Consider the following 2478-nt stretch of genomic DNA (forward strand, 5'->3'; position numbering starts at 1 on the left):
GGGTCAGTTCCTTTCAAAGTCGCCATTACATTGGCCATTGCAATTGTTTTGTCAATTCTACGGCCATCAGGTTGGAGTGTGAAAGTATCAAGCACTGCCGTCATTCGCCCTTCGGATGTTTTAGCAAATTCTTGAAATTTACTCAAAACCCAAAGTCTTGAAGCACCAATCCCACGTTTGGTATCAGTAGTTGTTGAGAGCGTACTACGAGTGCCAAAAGAAACGAGTTTTTCATCGAATTTTTTTAGACTATCGGCAGAAATTTGACTAACCAATGCCTCGATTTGTGGGTCACGGTTAATGATTTTTTGAGAGAAAGAAGTAACAGAAATTGCTGCACTAAAAATAATAAGATAGATTTTTTTCATGAATGATGAAGGTTAAGATGTTTTAACAAAAATAGTGAGAAACATGTTTAAAACCTTATCAAAGCTTCAATTTGGAGACGAGAATGCACTATAATGAGATAAAAGGAAATGCCCTTTGGCTCAAAAATCTAAATTAAGGTCGTTCATGCACTTAAAATGACCTTTGGGACATTTACTATAACCAATTTTGGAACATGGACGGCAAGAAAGTTCTTTATTTTCAATGATTTTGAATTCGGTCAAATATGGGTACATTCCAAATTCGGGAACGGTATTTCCCCAAATCGAAACGATTTTTTTCTTTAATGCTGACGCAATGTGCATTAAGCCTGTATCGTGCGTGATGAGGTACTCGGCCTGCTGAACAAGCGATGCTGATTGATTGAGATTATATTTTCCGCAAGCATTTATGATTTTTTCGCCAACTGCTTTTTCAATTTCTTCGGCGGCGGAAGAGTCTTCTTTTCCTCCCAAAAGCATAATTTTACTATTAAGTTTTTGGCAAATTTCAATAATTCGGCTGGTTGGAAGTTTTTTGGTAGCATGTTGCCCACCTATTGCAAAGGCTATGTACGACTCGTTTATCTGAACTTTATCTTTTTCGGGGATAAAATAATCAAGCCCTCTCATATCATTTTTGATACCCAAACTTTCTACTGTTTTTAGGTATCGGTCAACAATGTGAATGTTTGGCATTTGATGAATTTTAAGATTAACCAAAAGCCATTTTTTGAAGTTGAGTTTATCGAAACTAAATGATTTTTTTGAAAGTCGAAATTTTATAATTGAGGTTCGTAGGTTATTATGCAAGTCTATTACGTAGTCGTAATCCTCTGATTGTAAGGCTTTTACAAAAGGGTTTAGCGATTTTTCTAATAAATGATACTTGTCGATATAAGGATTGTTTTCGACTAAAACTTTGAATTGTTTTTTTGTGGCAAAATGTACCTCAGCTTCAGGATATTGCAATTTTATGCACCTAACTACGGGTGTAGTCAATACAATATCACCGATTGATGAAAATCTTAAAATTAGAAACTTAGTTTTGTTCATTTTTTGTAGCTTACTGGTACGATTTCGCCATTAACTTTTGTGTATTTCCAACGTTTGTGCGACCAAAACCAAATCGAAGGATTTGCTTTAATATCACGTTCGAGTTTTCGGGCATGAATTTCTAATAATTCTCCTTCGGGCAAAGCATTTGGAGTCTTTGTGATTAATTCAACGTTCACTTTGTATTTGCCACGAGCGTATCGGTCGATACACATATAAACTACTGGCATATCATACTGACGTGCGAAACGGTCGATTCCTGTAAAGAAGCCTGTTTCTTGATTCAGAAAAGTTGTCCAATAAGAGCGTTCGGGTGGGGGAGATTGGTCATTGACCAAAAAGAATGCATAATTGAAATTTTCATTTTTAGCAATCTCTTTTGATGCATCCGCCATTGAAATCATCATACTACCATATCTTTCTCTAAAGCTTTTAAAGAAATTATCGAAGAATTTGTTGCTTAGTGGTCTGTAAACGGCTTTCACACGGTATTTTATTAAAAATGAAAGAGCTAAATTTGCTAATTCGTGGTTTCCGAAATGCCCTGCCGTAACAATAATATTTCGCTTTTCGGCCAATAATTCATCAAGAATGGCATCGTTTTGAATGCTCCATCGCTTTTTTAGTGCTGCCTGACTTATCGTAACGCATTTGAGCATTTCGAGGAAGAAATCAACAATATAGCGGTAAAAATCCTTTTCGATTTTTAATAATTCTTCAGCCGATTTTTCTGGAAAACTTCTTTGTAAATTCTGACGAACTACACTTTTTCGATAGCCAATTCCATAATAAACTATCAGATACAGAAAATCAGAAATTAGATATAAAATACTAAAGGGTAAGTACGAAATCGAGTATATGAAAGGTAATGCTATATAAAAACCTATGCGTTTCATTAATTTGAGTTATAATTTGATACAAAATTGCGATATTCGTCGATGGTATCCAAATCCAATTTACCTTCTGGGAAATCTATCAGAGCGGTTTTGTCTTTGTTTTTCATGACTACTTTTTTTGCACCTTCATCGCCAGTGAGTTCGAGTAAATCAGTAAATAA

At 35.2% G+C, this 2478-nt stretch carries 2 protein-coding genes and 1 pseudogene; all 3 read right to left on the minus strand.

The features are described from left to right. Positions 1-368: pseudogene (locus tag ACOVO2_RS20780) on the minus strand (peptidase M28); the annotation flags it as partial. Positions 369-488: 120 nt separating this feature from the next. Then, positions 489-1421 carry a glycosyltransferase family 9 protein gene (locus tag ACOVO2_RS20785; protein ID WP_421771826.1) on the minus strand — a complete coding sequence of 311 codons (933 nt, stop codon included), beginning with the start codon at positions 1419-1421 and terminating at the stop codon, positions 489-491. Next, on the minus strand, positions 1418-2317 hold the full coding sequence (locus tag ACOVO2_RS20790) for a lysophospholipid acyltransferase family protein (RefSeq protein ID WP_421771827.1): 900 nt from the start codon (positions 2315-2317) through the stop codon (positions 1418-1420). The genes ACOVO2_RS20785 and ACOVO2_RS20790 overlap by 4 nt, the downstream gene beginning before the upstream one ends. Positions 2318-2478: the final 161 nt, after the last annotated feature.

The organism is Emticicia sp., from assembly GCF_049241225.1.
Lineage (GTDB): Bacteria > Bacteroidota > Bacteroidia > Cytophagales > Spirosomataceae > Emticicia.

What these genes read in the sequence shown, in the direction of transcription:
- ACOVO2_RS20785 (WP_421771826.1), bottom strand. Translation starts at nt 1,421, where the DNA reads ATGAACAAAACTAAGTTTCTAATTTTAAGATTTTCATCAATCGGTGAT.
- ACOVO2_RS20790 (WP_421771827.1), bottom strand. Translation starts at nt 2,317, where the DNA reads ATGAAACGCATAGGTTTTTATATAGCATTACCTTTCATATACTCGATT.